Source organism: Paenibacillus sp. sgz302114 (genome assembly GCF_056120345.1).
Genome location: NZ_JBVYOI010000010.1, coordinates 63475 through 76952 on the forward strand (window position 1 = coordinate 63475; position 13478 = coordinate 76952).

Here is a 13478-nt window from a genome sequence, read left to right on the forward strand (position 1 = left end):
GGCGGGCCTCCAAAGTGGGGACCCGCTTTTTTTTTTGTTACTTACTGTTTGCTGTGATGATATTACTTGCTCGCATTCGCTGCGATCATTTGGCGAAGAACCGTTTGGAGGATACCGCTGTTACGGTAGTAGTCCACGTCCACCATCGAATCAAGACGTACAGCCGCCGAGAACTCGAACGATGTGCCGTCTTCGCGAGTTGCGATGACTTTCACGACTTGGCCCGGCCCAACATCGTTGCTTAGGCCTACAATGTCGAATGTTTCACGGCCAGTGATGTTAAGGGACTTCCAGCTTTGACCCTCTGTGAATTGCAGAGGCAGTACGCCCATACCAACAAGGTTGGAACGGTGAATACGCTCGAAGCTCTCAGCAATAACAGCTTTAACGCCGAGAAGGAACGTTCCTTTAGCAGCCCAGTCACGGGAGCTGCCTGTTCCGTACTCTTTGCCTGCGATTACGACAAGGTTCTTGCCGTTCTCTTGGTACTTCATCGAAGCGTCGTAGATGGACTCAACTTCGCCAGTTGGCAGGTAAGTCGTTACGCCGCCTTCCGTGCCAGGAGCCACTTGGTTCCGGATACGGATGTTCGCGAACGTACCGCGCATCATGACTTCGTGGTTACCACGGCGGGAACCGTAGGAGTTGAAGTCTACTTTATCTACGCCATGCTTGATCAAGTATTCGCCAGCTGGGCTGTCAGTCTTGATGTTGCCGGCAGGCGAGATATGGTCAGTCGTAACGGAATCGCCAAGAAGCGCGAGTACGCTCGAGCCTTTGATATCAGCGATATCGCCAATGTCAGCGCCAAGACCTTCGAAGAACGGCGGGTTCTGAATGTAAGTGGATTTGTCATCCCACTCGTAGCTCTCGCCAGTTGGTACATCGATTGCGTTCCAACGCTCGTTCTGCGTGAACACGTTCGCGTATTTGTCGCGGAACATGTCAGGACCCATTGCAGTTGCAATTGTGTCCGCAATTTCTTTGGACGTAGGCCAGATGTCTTTCAGGTATACAGGCTCGTTCTTGCTGTCATAGCCGATTGGATCCGTGGACAGGTCGATGTTCACGGTTCCTGCCAATGCGTATGCAACGACAAGCGGTGGCGATGCCAGGTAGTTTGCTTTTACTTGTGCGTGAACGCGGCCTTCGAAGTTACGGTTACCGGACAGAACTGCTGCCACCGTCATATCGTTGTCTGCGATCGCTTTGCTTACTTCGTCTGGAAGCGGACCGGAGTTACCGATACATGTTGCGCAGCCGTAGCCTGCAACGTGGAAGCCAAGTGCTTCAAGCGATTCAAGCAGGTTTGCACGTTTCAAGTACTCTGTAACGACCAGGGAACCTGGCGTCAGGGAGCTCTTCACGTAAGCCGGCTTCTTAAGGCCGCGCTCTACCGCTTTCTTCGCAACAAGCGCTGCGCCGAGCATTACGCTTGGGTTCGACGTATTCGTACACGAAGTGATTGCCGCGATTACAACCGCGCCAGTACCCATCTTCGTTACTTCGCCGTTCGCGTGTTTCACTTCAACCTGCTCGGCGATTTTCTCGTCGGACAAGCCGTAGCCGCCTTTGTCGATCGGTGTGCGCGTGATGCTGTTGAAAGCTTCTTTCATGTTCGTCAGCTCAACGCGGTCTTGCGGACGCTTCGGACCAGCAAGGGATGGAACGATTGTCGACAGATCCAGCTCAACGATATCAGAGAATACAGGCTCTGGCGTATCGTCTGTGCGGAACATGTCTTGTGCTTTATAGTATGCTTCAACAAGCGCGATTTGGTCTGCGTCGCGGCCTGTTTGGTGAAGGAAGTTGATCGTTTCGCTGTCAACCGGGAAGAAGCCGACAGTTGCGCCGTACTCAGGAGCCATGTTGGCAACTGTTGCACGGTCAGCAAGGCTGATGTTGGAGAGGCCAGGGCCGAAGAACTCGACGAACTTGCCGACAACGCCTTTCTTACGAAGCAATTGTGTAACTGTCAGTGCAAGGTCAGTTGCAGTTGAGCCTTCTGCAAGGCTGCCAGTCAGACGGAAGCCGATAACTTCAGGCATTACGAAGTAAAGCGGTTGGCCAAGCATACCTGCTTCTGCCTCGATACCGCCAACGCCCCAGCCAACTACGCCAAGACCGTTGATCATTGTTGTATGGGAGTCCGTACCTACGAGGGAATCCGGATATACAACAGTTTCGCCGTCAGTCGTCTTCGTAGCTGCAACGGAAGCAAGGTACTCCAGGTTAACTTGGTGAACGATACCTGTGCCCGGTGGAACCGCGCGGAAGTTATCGAACGCTGTTTGTGCCCAGCGAAGGAAACGGTAACGCTCTTCGTTACGTTTGAATTCGATGTCCATGTTGTACTCAAGCGCTTCTGGTGTGCCGAAAGCATCAACCATAACGGAGTGGTCGATGACAAGGTCAACCGGTACGAGCGGGTTGATTTGTTTCGGGTCGCCGCCGGATTTCTTCACCGTATCGCGCATTGCAGCAAGGTCAACGACAACCGGTACGCCTGTAAAATCTTGAAGAACGATACGTGCTGGGATGAAAGGAATTTCTTTGTCTTCGCGGCCGTCAGCCCAAGTTGCAAGCTGCTTCACATGTTCTTTCGTAATTGCGCGGCCGTCGAATTGACGGACTGCAGCTTCGAGCAGCACCTTAATGGAATAAGGGAGCTTCGAGATCTTACCCAGGCCTTGCTCTTCCAATCCGCCCAGACGGTAGTAAGCAAATTGCTTACCGCCAACTGTAAGCGATTCGCGGACGGAGTATTCGTTTTGTTTAGTCATTGCGTGCGCGCCTCCTTGGCAATCTGTAATGTGCTTCATGCAGTAGGTTTCACAGAGTGAAACACAATTTCAAAAACCATTCAATACCCTAAGTATAGCTTTTTTTTGCTCATTTAGAAAGTGCAAATATCACCTATGGACAAGAAAAATAATGCCCAAATAACATGTCAGGCTGCTTCCTAACCCCTGTAAACGAAGCTTAAACTTTCGTATCCGCATGAAACGAACGGTTTGCTCATATAATGAACCAATTTTCCACTTATTTGGGCATTCCACATTTCTGTGACACACCCTGCACGCCTCTTACGATGAAGCGGCGGATGCCGCCCATTTTCGATAGAAGATTTCTATTGTGCTTAAGGAACAAAACCATGGCAGGAGGGATTGCAAGTGCCGCGATCGCGAGTACGTGTCGGAACAAGCAAGGCAGGCATGCGAAAAATAACGGAACATACGCCATCTGGCCGAGCGGCTGTCAGCGCGGCTGTCCCCAGAAGCAGCAGTTCGGTTACTGGCAGCGGCAAGCAGCGAAACGCTCCGCAAGAGTCTCTGCCTCTGCTAGGCTGGAAGGCCATCGTCCACAAGTACGTGAAGCTGTACAATCAGGCCGAAATCGACCGCTTTGCGCCGCCTTTCGAAGAAATTATTAGCGATACGGACCATCTCGTTCGCTTCACCGGGCGGCTTGCTCGGCTGCGCGAGCATGAGCTGCTGCGCGGCATCCTTCCTTCACGCAGTGAAACGAATGCGGAGCTCGTCCGTGTTAGCGAATCATCAGGCTCGCTCGGCGAAGTCGCCGTCTTGATTGAGCTGCGCGTCAAACGGACCATTGATCAGAACGGACGCACATATATCGAGGAGCGCTGCGACCGCGAACGGCTATGGCTGACAGCGGATGACGGCACGTATACGATCTCGCGCATCGAACCGATTGTGCTCGAGCGTCGTCCGAGGTACAGCTCGTCCGATCTGCATGAAGAGCTGGAGCCGACCCTTCCTGCAGCGAAGCCGCAATCCATACCTTATATAAATTATGATGTTTTGCCGAATTTCAAACATAGCCGCGCTGGTATAAGGTACCGCAGAGATTTGGTCGCTGCCTATGCCGACCGCTGGTGGAACGAACCGAATCCGGCTTATGAGAATTTCGAGGTAAACTGCACCAACTACGTCTCCCAATGCGTCTTTGCAGGGGGAGCGCCGATGGACTATACTGGTAGGAGGGATACCGGCTGGTGGTACCGCGGCTATAGCGGAGGCCGGGAAAATTGGAGTTATAGCTGGGCAGTGGCTAATGCGCTCAAAAATTATTTATCGGCGTCGCACAAAACGGGGCTGCGGGCAACAATCGTTGATTCCGCTGATCAGCTCGCGCTTGGCGATGTCATTATTTATGATTGGAGCGGCGACAACCGCTATCAGCACAGCACAGTCGTGACCGCATTCGATGCGGCGGGCATGCCGCTTGTGAATGCCAATACGGTTCCAAGCCGTCACCGCTACTGGGATTATCAAGATTCCTATGCATGGACGGAGAATACCAAATACCGGTTTTTTCACATTGCGGATGAGTTTTAATGTGCGCTTCAAGCCCAGATACGTATGAAGACCCACCTAGAGTGGGAAACTAACCTAACCGGAGGATTAACCATGGGGGAGATAGTGCGCGTAGGACTTGTTTACGGCGGGCGCTCAGGCGAGCATGAGGTTTCGCTGCAAACCGCACTGGCAGTTATGAAAGCTTTTGATTACAGCAAATACGAAATTAAACCTTTCTATATTTCCAAGACAGGCGAATGGCGTGCGGGCGATATGCTGCTTGCGGCTCCGACAGGGCTTGATCAGCTCCGCCTTGCTGGCAGCTCTGCTATCATTGGCACGGAAGCGCTCATGCCGGTGTTCGGCAGCAGTCAAGCGGCGGACGATCAGACTGCAGCGCCGGCAACGATTTCTTCGGTGCCTGCTGAAGTGACGATTTCTGCAGTATCTGCTGGCGTTCCAGCACCCGAAGCAGAAGCGCCGATTGATGTCGTATTCCCGCTGCTTCACGGCACATTCGGTGAAGACGGGACGATTCAAGGGCTGTTCGAGATGGCGAACATTCCGTATGTTGGCGCAGGTGTGCTTGCATCGGCAGTCGGGATGGACAAAATCACGATGAAGAAAGTATTCGCGCAAGAAGGATTGCCGCAGTGCATCTACCGGCATTTCAACCGGACGCAGTGGCAGAAGGATTCCTCGTACTTCATCATGGAAATTGAAGTGGCTCTCGGCTACCCTTGTTTCGTCAAACCAGCTAACCTGGGGTCGAGCGTCGGCATTTCCAAGGCACGCAACCGCGATGAGCTTATCCAAGCTGTCGAGTACGCGCTGCGCTTTGACCGCAAGGTCATCGTCGAAGAGTTCGTGGATGCCCGCGAGATCGAAGTGAGCGTGCTTGGCAATGACGAGCCGAGAGCTTCCGTTGTCGGCGAAATCACGTCCTCGAGCGAGTTCTACGATTATAAGGCAAAGTACATCGACGGCAAGTCGATGATGCATATTCCGGCGAACATTACGCAGGAGCAATCCGATTCCGTTCGCGAGATGGCGCTTCGTGCCTTCCTTGCAATTGACGGCTCGGGGCTGTCGCGTATCGACTTCTTCCTGCGCAAGGAAGATGGTCAAATCTTCATTAACGAAGTGAATACGATGCCGGGCTTCACGCCTTACAGCATGTATCCGCTCATGTGGAAAGAGAGCGGCATGCCGTACACCGAGCTGCTGGATAACCTCATTCAGCTGGCGATTGAACGCCATGCCGAGAAACAAACGATTGATTATAGCGGAGGCAGCCCGGCTTAATTGCCGGGTTCCTAGCTTTTTTTACATTTGGTACATAAAATTGCTGGCGAGAGGCTGGTCTTATAAATGGGTTTTCAATCTGAGTTTAATTCCGTATGCAAGTTCAAGTCGAAACAAGAATTGTACGAGCTGCTCGAGTACGGCCGCGGCAAAATGGTCAAAAGCGGCTTCCGTGTCTACCCAACCGGCCAGAAGGTGATTGCTTACACGCCTGACAATGAAGCGATTGCGATTGTGAAGATTCTCGTATCGATTGCGGAAATTAATTTCCAGGGCGAGGAAGTAACGCAAGTGGAGATGGAGCTCGTTCGCAAGCTGACGGAGGAAGAAGCGCGGATTCAGACTGCGCTTGCACATGAAATGTTCTTCGGAGAGCAAGCATGATTGTCCGTTTCGGCTTCGTTGCGATGAGTACGCTGCTGGAGAAGAATGTGTCCCCATCCCGTACAATGACCTATGCCACTTTCTCGAAGCTTGATGATCGTGAAGCGGGTCTGCGTAGGCTTGAGCGAATAGCGGAGGAGAATCTGCGCACGACGCTGCGGCTAATGAAGCACTGCGTCGGGCATGACGTATACGTGTACCGGATGACGTCGAAGATCATTCCTCTTGTGACGCATGATGCGCTGCAGGGATGGGACCCTTATCCAGCGCTTACGGAAGCATTCGCAGATATTGGGCGGTTTGCGAAGGAGAAGGGCATGAGGCTCTCCTTCCATCCCGATCATTTCTGCGTATTCAGCACGCCGAGACCGGAGGTGCTGGCGAAGTCGAAGGAAGACTTGAATTACCATGTCACGATGCTGGAGCATATGGGGCTCCCCGAGTCTTCTGCAAAATGCAATATTCACGTTGGCGGCGCGTATGGCGACAAAGTTGTTTCGGCAGAGCGGTTCGTGCAGCAGTTCAGCGAGCTTGAGCCGCGGCTGCGGAATCGGGTTACGCTCGAGAACGATGATAAGACGTTCACGACGCGCGAGACATTGGCGGCAGCCGAGGCTGTGGGTCTACCGATGGTGCTCGACATTCACCATCATGCCGTCAACGACGGCGGCGAGACGGATGCTGCGCTGTATGGCGAGCTGTGGCCGCGCATTCTGCGCACATGGACAAGCGCCAGCGGCGAGCCGGTGAGCGTGCCGCCGAAGCTGCATGTGTCGAGCCCGAAGAGCGAGAAGGATCCGCGCGGTCACGCCGACTTCGTTGATGTGGCGCCGCTGCTTCGATTTCTGCGCGGAATCGCCGGATCTACTTCACTGCTGGACGTCATGATCGAAGCGAAGCAGAAGGATGCGGCGCTGCTGCAGCTGATGGCGGATATGCGCAAGCTGGAGCTCGAAGGCGAAAGCATTCATGTTATCGACGGCGGCAGCATCGAAATTCGTTAAGATAGAAATTGTAACGAACTCCGGCTAACGAATCGTATAGCGTCGGCTAACGAACTGAGGACGCGCTATTGACCCGATTTTGCCACTCCAATGGCTCAAATGCGCGGAATAGCCTTGCCTGAGTGCGTTAGAATATCAAACCTGCCCAATTTGCTCCAATAACGCCTCCTGAGTTCGTTACAGGGAAGCAGGGCTGGGGAGAGCCTCAAATCATGAACCGGTTTGTTTGAAGGATCGGGACATACGAAGGGACAGGAAAAGCTTGATCTTTTCTGTCCCTTCGTTTATTTTTGGTTAAGGAAGCGCTATCATAAGACCTTCATCATGGATCACAAATACTTTTGTAGAGAGGATTGTGAAACAATGAACGGATTATTAACCGGTAAGAACATGCTTGTGATGGGGGTTGCGAATGATCGCAGCATCGCTTGGGCGATCGCACAGTCGCTTGCTGCGCAAGGCGCTCGGCTAGCTTTCACATATGAGAATGAAAGGGTGGAAGAGCGCGTCCGCAAGCTGGCGGAGACGATTCCCGGTTCCCTGCTGCTGCAGTGCAATATTACCGTCGATGAAGAGATAGATGCTCTTGTTCATCAGCTGAAGGAATCGTTCGGCGTACTGCACGGGCTGGTGCACAGCATCGCTTTCGCCAAGACAGAAGAGCTCGACGGTATGTTCGTGGATACGTCGCGCGCAGGCTTCGCGCTTGCACACGACATTAGTGCATATTCGCTAACAGCAGTCGCGCAGCGTGTCTATCCGCTTATGACTGAAGGCGGCAGCATTATGACGATGACTTATCTAGGTTCTGAGCGCGCTCTTCCGAACTACAATGTCATGGGCGTTGCGAAGGCGGCGTTGGAAGCGTCCGTCCGTTATTTAGCAGCTGATCTTGGCCCGCATAACGTGCGGGTGAATGCAATCTCGGCTGGTCCGATCCGCACGCTCGCGGCAAAGGGAATCAAAGATTTCAATTCGATTCTCCGCCAAGTCGAGGCAAAGGCGCCGCTGCGCCGGACGACCGATGCGTCAGAAGTGGGAGACACGGCGATGTTCCTTATGAGCCGACTGTCGCGCGGTATTACTGGCGAGATCATATATGTGGATAATGGCTACAATATTGTAGGTTAGCTTTTGGTGCGAAGAGAATGAGCGAGCGTTCCTAAGGGTTTGCCGGGAAACCGGACAAGCTTAGAGGAGCGCTTTTTTTGTGCTTATAATGGGGCATTTCGATACAAAAACACCGGACAATAATGGAACGGTTGCCTCAAATTCAGTTAATCCGACGGATCAACTGCCGATCATTTTTCAACCAGATGAATCGCTGGAAACGACTGCAGATGTAGCGATGATTACAGCAGCTGACAATACGTACCAAGGCTCCAAGGTAACGGCTGCGATATCGTCACTGGGCAACAAGTAATCCAGCCGTAAGCGGCTAGAGCCTCAAACAAGCGTGATAAATTTTAACCAGCGGGCACCGGATATCCGGTGCCCGCTTTTTGTTTCCGGCAAAAAGTAGCAATCGTTCCGTCAATTGGAGTAAAATAGGTATCACTGCTGCGAGCAAGTCTGGAACTTTGCGGTTCGTGCTACGTATAGTAGGTAAGCAATTATGAACTCATAGGAAAGTAGTGTGATTAACCGTGAGTGAGCACATTATTGGAGGCAAGAGCTTTACCGCTGTTGCAATCAATTGCGCAGCCAAAGCTGGAGAGTGGATTAAGACGAAGCTAGGCAACCACACGACCTTGTCGTTAAAATATTCTGCGCAGGATCTTGTGACCGAAGTCGATAAAGGCGCGGAGATGATGATTCGCAATTTGGTGCAAACGCATTTTCCCGATCATTCGTTTCTCGGTGAAGAAGGTGTTGAACCGGGGCCGGAAGCATCGACTCGTGCACTGCAATCCGTAAGAGATGCCGAGTATTTGTGGGTTGTGGATCCTCTTGATGGAACGACCAACTTCGTCCACAGCTTCCCGTTCTTCTCCGTTTCGATAGCGCTTGCGCATCGGGGAGAGATTATCGTCGGCGTCGTTTATGACCCGATTCGTGACGAGCTGTTCGTGGCTGAGAAGGGTAAAGGGGCTTATGTTCGTGGCCGGCGGATGGGCGTGTCCTCCGAACAGAGCCTGAGGGAGAGCTTGATCGCAACGGGCTTCCCGGCGGATCAGAACTACGCGCTTCCGCTGAATATGAAGGGGCTGCAGTCGCTTGTGCCTCAAGTGCGCAATATTCGCTCAGGCGGATCGGCTGCGTTACATATGGCCTATGTGGCGGCGGGACGGCTTAGCGGGTTCTGGGAGATCGGTCTGAATTCATGGGATTTGGCGGCAGGCTCGCTGCTGATCTCCGAATCGGGCGGACGCATTACCGATGTGAAAGGCAATCCGTATGACCTTGGTGTACGCCATGTCGCAGCGACGAATGGGCATATCCATGATGAGTTTCTGCATGTTCTCCAGCAGGCGGAATCGGGCAGCTAGAACTTTTTGATGTGAGGAACGTCTCTTGAACCGTCCAGGACCGGATGGGAGAAGAGGCGTTCTTTTGCATAGAATAGTGTATGGAGCTTCATGGAGAGGGGGCTGACAGCATGTTGTATATTGAGCTGGAAATACAAGGCGATGTGCCGATGCATGAGCAGATTGCGCAGCAAATTATTGCCGGAATCGCTTCCGGTTCCATTCAGCCGGGCAAAACGCTGCCTTCCGCGAGGCGGCTCGCTTCCGCGTTGCGGGTCAAATCGCAGGTCGTGAATAGAGCCTATCATTCGCTGATCACGGAGGGGTTTCTGTTAGAGCGTTATGACGGCAAATTAGGTGTGCTCGTACCTTCACCTGCGGAGATGCCAAGGGTGACTGAAGGGTATATGAATCGCTTGCAAAAGCAGCTTCGATCATTGGCGGCAGAAGGTCGAGCAAGGGGCATGACTGAGGCCGAATTCAGCAAAGCATGCGTGAAAATATATCGCAGCGACTTAACAAGGATGGGAGACGCTTTAGAATGACGGTTGGCATAAGCAGGCGGGGGCAAGCGAAAATCCCGGCAAGCTGGTATTTGATCCATTTCATCATCATCGCGGCATCCGTAATTGCGGCGGTGCTCATGTGGGATCGGATACCGGAGCGGCTGGCGGTTCATTATGACATTAGGTTTCATCCAGATCGGTATGATGATAAGAGCGGCGGCACCGTGTTTATTTTGAATGCGATTCAGCTGTTCCTCCTCGCACTGCTTATGGGTGCGGAACGTGTAGTTGCTTCTGGCGCAGCTGCGCTGGGAAAAGGGATGCCGCAGGAGAAGCAAGAGCAGTATCGCTATATGAATGGGCTGTTCTTATATGTCCTGTCGCTCCTGCTCGTCGTATTCTTCAGTTATGTACAAGCGACGATGTTGTACGGCTGGCCGGTTGTAGGCGCTATGGTGGCGACGATTGCGCTTATTGTTCTGATCATCGCAGGGATTGTTGCGCTAATCGTTTATGTAAGAAGGCTGGGACTGGGTGCGGTGGCGGACTTTGGCGATGGTGACGCAGAGGGCAAGTGGATCGCAGGCGCCATTTATTACAACCCGCAGGACCCCGCACTATTCGTGCCAAAGCGGTACTGCATCGGCTGGACCGTGAACTTCGGCAGACCACTCGGCTGGGTGATTCTGCTCGGTATATTGGCGATACCGTTTGTTATTGTTGGAATTGCGGCTTGGGTGAAATAATGCAAAAAGACGCGGCCACCTCAGGTGTGCCGCGTCTTTTATTTAAGCTCTATCGAGCCATCTGAGCAAAAGCCTTCTCCGCCGCCGTGATCGTAGCGGCGATATCCTCGCTCGTATGCGCTGTGGTGAGGAACCACGCTTCATACTTGGATGGCGCGAGGCAGATGCCTTGATCGAGCATCAATCGGAAGAACTGCGCGAAGCGCTCGCCATCCGTGTCCTGCGCCTCATCGTAGTTCGTTATCGGATGATCGCAGAAGTGGGCCGAGAACGAGCCGCGGATGCGGTTGATCGTCAGCGGAATGCCGTGCTTGTCCGCTGATTGCTGAAGCGCGTCAGCGAGCTCCGCGGCGAGCTCATTCATCCGCCCGTACACGCCCGGCTGCTGGAGCACTTCCAGACAGGCGATGCCGGCCGAGATCGAGGCTGGATTGCCGGCCATCGTGCCCGCCTGATAGGCGGGGCCGAGCGGTGCGACTTGCTCCATCACATGCTTGCGGCCGCCGTAGGCGCCGATCGGCAGGCCTCCGCCGATGATTTTGCCAAGCGCCGTCAGATCCGGCTCGATTGCGGCATGGTCCGGGAACGCGCTATACGTCTGCGCGCTGCCATAGTGGAAGCGGAAGGCGCTTATGACTTCGTCGTAGATGACGAGAGCGCCGGCTTCACGCGTCATGCGGCATAAGCCTTCAAGGAAGCCGGGCTCCGGCATCACCATGCCGAAGTTGCCGACAATCGGCTCAACCATTACGGCGGCGACATCGGCGCCGAATGTCTCGAGTGCGATGCGCAATCCGTCCAGGTCATTGAACGGGACGGTGATTACTTCGCTCGCGATGCTGGCTGGAACGCCAGCGCTGTCCGGGATGCCGAGCGTCGAAGGGCCGGAGCCTGCCGCAACGAGCACAAGATCAGAGTGGCCGTGGTAGCAGCCAGCGAACTTAATGATCTTGCTGCGCTTCGTATAGGCGCGAGCGACACGGATCGTCGTCATAACTGCCTCTGTGCCGGAGTTGACGAAGCGAACCTTATCCATCGAAGGGATCGCTTCCTTCAGCATGCGAGCGAGTGTGATCTCAAGCTCCGTTGGCGTTCCATACAGCGTGCCGTTCGAAGCAGCGCGTGTAATGGCTTCTGTAATATGCGGATGTGCATGGCCGGTAATGATCGGACCGTATGCGCATAAGTAGTCGATATAGCGGTTATCGTCGACGTCCCAGAAATGAGCGCCACTAGCGCGTTTCATGAAGACAGGCGCGCCGCCGCCAACCGCCTTGAAGGAACGGGACGGGCTATTGACGCCGCCGACAATATGTTCGAGCGCTTCCGCATACAACTGCTCGGAGCGCGGCCTTAGAATAGACATAAACGTTAGAAACCTCCTGATCAAATAATATTCCTTATTGTACCGCTACGAATGCGGCGACACAACAAAGGAGAGGCATGCAGCCTCTCCTTAAAAGAGCTTATTTACTTGTGCCGTTCGCCGTGTTGCCGTTCGTATCTGACGAGTTGCTGCCAGTGTCTGTGTCAGTGCTGCCGTTACTGCCGTTACTGCCGTTCGTGCTTGTATTGCCCTCGCCCGAACCTGCCACAGCCGGCGCTGCATCTTTTGCAAGCTCATCCTGTACAAAAGTAAGCAGCTCGCTTGAGTCTCTTACAGCAAGCACGGATGCGCCGCCGACTTTCTTGCCGCCAAGCAGCTCCATCGGAGGTACTTGCGTTTGACCAGCTACGCTTGTTTTAACGCCAAGCTCGGCCAGCTTCATCATATCTGTAACTTCAATGTTAGACTCCACATACGGCTGAATGCTGTCCACAATCTTCTTCATCTTCAGAAGGTTCCAGCCGCTCTTCAGCTCATCGGATACCGCGGAGAGCAGCTTGCGCTGACGCTCTGTACGCGTGAAGTCGCTCATCGCATCATGACGGAAACGCACATATTGCAGTGCTTTCGTGCCATCAAGGTCTTGAACGCCTTTCTTCAAGTGAATATCGTAACGGTTGCCGTCGGCATTATCGACGTAGTTCATATCCTTCTCAACTTCAAAATTCTTAATGCCGCCGAGTGCATCAATTAGAGACTTGAATCCTTCGAAGTCCGTATACACATAATATTGAATATTAAGGCCAAGCAGGTCACCGATTGTCTTCATTGCAAGGTTAGGGCCGCCAAGCGCAAGCGCTGTGTTAATCCGGCCATCTCCATGTCCGTCAATGTCTACATACGTATCACGCAATACGGAGAATAAGTGCGCTTTTTTCGTTACCGGATCAACGGAAACGACCATCATCGAGTCGGATCGTGCGGTTTCATTCTTCTTCAGGCCGCGGTTGTCGCCGCCCATAATGAGAATGTTAACACGTTCAGTTCCTTGCCATTCAGGGGGCTTCTCAGCTGGCTTATCTTCGAATTGCCCGAACATGGAATCATCTTTTGACTTACTGAAGCCATCTAAGCCTTTCACGACTCCGACACCTTGATAAATAAAGAAGCCTGCAACTAACAGGACGGCTACGCCTAATCCAAGCAGCGCCCATTTCCAAGGCTTTTTCTTTTTCGGTTCTTTCGTACGTGCACGTGCCATTTTCGTTACTTTCCTCCTAGGACCGAATTTTATTTTTTGTATAGTCGAGTACAACGCGGCGACATTTTTGGAGAACACTATAGCATTACATATCATAAAATTATAAAATGGTTTGTCGTAGAGAAGCAAGTTTTATCTGAAAATATAAGAAAGTA

12 protein-coding genes are annotated in these 13478 nt (G+C 53.0%); 9 read left to right on the top strand and 3 right to left on the bottom strand.

What is annotated here, in order from left to right; all coding sequences use genetic code 11:
- Positions 1-62 precede the first annotated feature (62 nt).
- The gene (gene acnA, locus AC0LWF_RS21485; RefSeq protein ID WP_474653582.1) at positions 63-2783 is read right to left on the bottom strand and encodes an aconitate hydratase AcnA; all 2721 of its coding nucleotides are present in this window, start codon (positions 2781-2783) and stop codon (positions 63-65) included.
- Between the two features lie 390 nt (positions 2784-3173).
- On the opposite strand from acnA, the gene AC0LWF_RS21490 reads away from it, so the two are divergent.
- The 9 genes from AC0LWF_RS21490 (at position 3174) to AC0LWF_RS21530 (ending at position 10735) form a co-directional block, all read left to right on the top strand.
- Entirely contained in the window at positions 3174-4361 is a 1188-nt protein-coding gene (locus tag AC0LWF_RS21490) for an amidase domain-containing protein (RefSeq protein WP_474653583.1), read from the top strand.
- Between the two features lie 72 nt (positions 4362-4433).
- Positions 4434-5627 carry a D-alanine--D-alanine ligase gene (locus AC0LWF_RS21495; RefSeq protein WP_474653584.1) on the top strand — a complete coding sequence of 398 codons (1194 nt, stop codon included), beginning with the start codon at positions 4434-4436 and terminating at the stop codon, positions 5625-5627.
- A 66-nt stretch (positions 5628-5693) separates the two neighbouring features.
- Complete coding sequence (locus AC0LWF_RS21500) at positions 5694-6011, top strand: hypothetical protein (protein WP_474653585.1); 318 nt, start codon at positions 5694-5696, stop codon at positions 6009-6011.
- The gene (gene uvsE, locus AC0LWF_RS21505; protein ID WP_474653586.1) at positions 6008-7015 is read left to right on the top strand and encodes a UV DNA damage repair endonuclease UvsE; all 1008 of its coding nucleotides are present in this window, start codon (positions 6008-6010) and stop codon (positions 7013-7015) included. Before AC0LWF_RS21500 ends, uvsE begins: the two co-directional genes overlap by 4 nt.
- 363 nt (positions 7016-7378) lie before the next feature.
- On the top strand, positions 7379-8146 hold the full coding sequence (gene fabI, locus AC0LWF_RS21510) for an enoyl-ACP reductase FabI (RefSeq protein ID WP_474653587.1): 768 nt from the start codon (positions 7379-7381) through the stop codon (positions 8144-8146).
- 79 nt (positions 8147-8225) lie between these two features.
- Complete coding sequence (locus tag AC0LWF_RS21515) at positions 8226-8438, top strand: hypothetical protein (protein ID WP_474653588.1); 213 nt, start codon at positions 8226-8228, stop codon at positions 8436-8438.
- Between the two features lie 223 nt (positions 8439-8661).
- Positions 8662-9504, top strand: a complete 843-nt coding sequence (locus AC0LWF_RS21520; protein WP_474653589.1) for an inositol monophosphatase family protein — start codon at positions 8662-8664, stop codon at positions 9502-9504.
- A gap of 110 nt (positions 9505-9614) precedes the next feature.
- Positions 9615-10028 (top strand): GntR family transcriptional regulator, encoded by a 414-nt coding sequence (locus tag AC0LWF_RS21525; protein ID WP_474653590.1) that lies wholly within the window; start codon positions 9615-9617, stop codon positions 10026-10028.
- Complete coding sequence (locus AC0LWF_RS21530; RefSeq protein WP_474653591.1) at positions 10025-10735, top strand: DUF5808 domain-containing protein; 711 nt, start codon at positions 10025-10027, stop codon at positions 10733-10735. The genes AC0LWF_RS21525 and AC0LWF_RS21530 overlap by 4 nt, the downstream gene beginning before the upstream one ends.
- A gap of 49 nt (positions 10736-10784) precedes the next feature.
- Here the strand turns inward: AC0LWF_RS21530 and AC0LWF_RS21535 are convergent, their stop codons facing one another.
- Both AC0LWF_RS21535 and AC0LWF_RS21540 read right to left on the bottom strand, forming a co-directional pair.
- The gene (locus AC0LWF_RS21535) at positions 10785-12101 is read right to left on the bottom strand and encodes a glutamate-1-semialdehyde 2,1-aminomutase (RefSeq protein ID WP_474653592.1); all 1317 of its coding nucleotides are present in this window, start codon (positions 12099-12101) and stop codon (positions 10785-10787) included.
- 100 nt (positions 12102-12201) lie between these two features.
- Positions 12202-13323: an LCP family protein gene (locus AC0LWF_RS21540; RefSeq protein WP_474653593.1), complete on the bottom strand. Its 1122-nt coding sequence runs from the start codon at positions 13321-13323 to the stop codon at positions 12202-12204.
- Positions 13324-13478: the final 155 nt, after the last annotated feature.

Excerpts from the sequence above, each read along its gene's own strand:
- acnA (WP_474653582.1), bottom strand. The coding sequence starts at position 2,783 with ATGACTAAACAAAACGAATACTCCGTCCGCGAATCGCTTACAGTTGGC.
- AC0LWF_RS21495 (WP_474653584.1), top strand. The coding sequence starts at position 4,434 with ATGGGGGAGATAGTGCGCGTAGGACTTGTTTACGGCGGGCGCTCAGGC.
- AC0LWF_RS21500 (WP_474653585.1), top strand. The coding sequence starts at position 5,694 with ATGGGTTTTCAATCTGAGTTTAATTCCGTATGCAAGTTCAAGTCGAAA.
- uvsE (WP_474653586.1), top strand. The coding sequence starts at position 6,008 with ATGATTGTCCGTTTCGGCTTCGTTGCGATGAGTACGCTGCTGGAGAAG.
- fabI (WP_474653587.1), top strand. The coding sequence starts at position 7,379 with ATGAACGGATTATTAACCGGTAAGAACATGCTTGTGATGGGGGTTGCG.
- AC0LWF_RS21525 (WP_474653590.1), top strand. The coding sequence starts at position 9,615 with ATGTTGTATATTGAGCTGGAAATACAAGGCGATGTGCCGATGCATGAG.
- AC0LWF_RS21530 (WP_474653591.1), top strand. The coding sequence starts at position 10,025 with ATGACGGTTGGCATAAGCAGGCGGGGGCAAGCGAAAATCCCGGCAAGC.
- AC0LWF_RS21535 (WP_474653592.1), bottom strand. The coding sequence starts at position 12,101 with ATGTCTATTCTAAGGCCGCGCTCCGAGCAGTTGTATGCGGAAGCGCTC.
- AC0LWF_RS21540 (WP_474653593.1), bottom strand. The coding sequence starts at position 13,323 with ATGGCACGTGCACGTACGAAAGAACCGAAAAAGAAAAAGCCTTGGAAA.